This window comes from Saccharothrix hoggarensis (assembly GCF_042678885.1).
In the GTDB taxonomy this organism is placed as follows: Bacteria; Actinomycetota; Actinomycetes; order Mycobacteriales; family Pseudonocardiaceae; genus Actinosynnema; species Actinosynnema hoggarensis.
Genome location: NZ_JBHTLK010000301.1, coordinates 1 through 1,654, shown reverse-complemented (window position 1 = coordinate 1,654; position 1,654 = coordinate 1). Strand labels below are relative to the sequence as shown.

The 1,654-nt window shown below is 74.0% G+C and carries 1 protein-coding gene; it reads right to left on the bottom strand.

Features of this window, described 5'->3' with window-relative positions; genetic code table 11:
* Window positions 1–78 precede the first annotated feature (78 nt).
* A complete protein-coding gene (locus tag ACFQ3T_RS32840) occupies window positions 79–1,620 on the bottom strand; it encodes an acyl-CoA carboxylase subunit beta (protein WP_380729414.1) in 1,542 nt (513 codons plus the stop codon).
* Window positions 1,621–1,654: the final 34 nt, after the last annotated feature.

Genomic DNA, 1,654 nt, shown 5'->3' with positions numbered 1-1,654 from the left:
GCGAGCGGTCTCGCTTCGGCGGTGGTGTGACCGCGGGGGCGTGACCGCGGCAGGGCGTGAACCGCGGTCGACGGGTGGTCAGGTCGGCGGGTTGCCGTGCTTGCGCGACGGCCCCGGCTTGCGCTTGTCCTGGAGCATGGCCAGCGCGCGGGCGACCGCCGACCGGGTCTCCGCCGGGTCGATCACGTCGTCCACGAGGCCGCGCTCGGCCGCGTAGTACGGGTCGAGGTACTCGGCCTCGTAGGCGGCGACCAGGTCGCGCCGGGTGGCGGCGGGATCGGCCGAGGCGGCGAGCTCACGGCGGTGCAGCACGTTCACCGCGCCCTCCGCGCCCATCACCGCGATCTGGTTCGTCGGCCAGGCCAGCGACACGTCGCACCCGATGGACCGCGAGTCCATCACGATGTACGCCCCGCCGTAAGCCTTGCGCAGCACCACCTGCACGCGCGGCACGGTGGCGTCGCAGTACGCGTGCAGCAGCTGGGCGCCGTGCCGGATGATGCCGGAGTGCTCCTGCTCCACGCCGGGCAGGAAGCCGGGCACGTCGACGAGCGTCACGAGGGGGATGCCGAACGCGTCGCAGAACCGCACGAACCGCGCCGCCTTCTGTGACGCCGGGCCGTCGAGCACGCCCGCCATCACCACCGGCTGGTTGCCGACCAGGCCGACCACGCGACCGTCCACCCGGGCCAGCGCGCACAGCACGTTGCCCGCCCAGCCCTCGTGCACCTCGAAGAAGTCGCCGTCGTCGGCCAGCTCGGCGAACACCTCGCGCATGTCGTACGGCCGGTTCGGCTCGACCGGCACGATGTCGGCGAACCGCTCGCTGCGGTCGTGCTCGGCGCCGACGGACCCGCTGTCCGGCGGCACGTCGAGGTAGTTGGACGGCAGCAGCGAGATCAGGTGCCGGACGTCCTCCAGGCAGCTCTCCTCGTCGTCGTGCACCACCGTCGCCACCCCGGACGACGTGCCGTGCACGTCCGCGCCGCCCAGCTCCTCGTGGCCGACCCGCCGCCCAGTCACGGCCTCGACCACGTCGGGTCCGGTCAGGTACATGCGGGCGGTGTCGCGCACCATGAACGTGAAGTCGGCGAGCGCGGGCGAGTACGCCGCGCCGCCCGCGCACGGGCCGAGCACCACGCTGATCTGCGGCACCACCCCGGACGCCTCGACCTGCCTGCGGAAGATGCCGCCGTACCCGTCGAGGGCCAGCACGCCCTCCTGGATGCGCGCGCCGCCGCTGTCGTTGAGCGCGATGATCGGCGACCCGGTGGCGATGGCGAGGTCCATCACCTTGTGGATCTTCGCCGCGTGCGCCTGCCCCAGCGAACCGCCGAACAGCGTGAAGTCCTGCGCGTAGACGAACACCCGCCTGCCGTCGACGGTGCCCGAGCCGGTGACCACGCCGTCGGTGGCGGGCCGGCGGTGCGCCAGACCCGCCGCGGCGGCCTGGTGCCGACGGTAGGGCTCCAGCTCGACGAACGAGTCGGGGTCGAGCAGCGCCTCCAGCCGTTCCCGGGCGGTCCGCTTGCCCTGGGCGTGCTGCCGCCGCACGGCGTCCGCGTCACCCGAGACGATCCGCGCGCGCTCGTCACGGCGCTGCTCGCGCAACGCCGCCATCGTGCGCGGCGGGGTCGGGGCGGCGGGTGGCGGG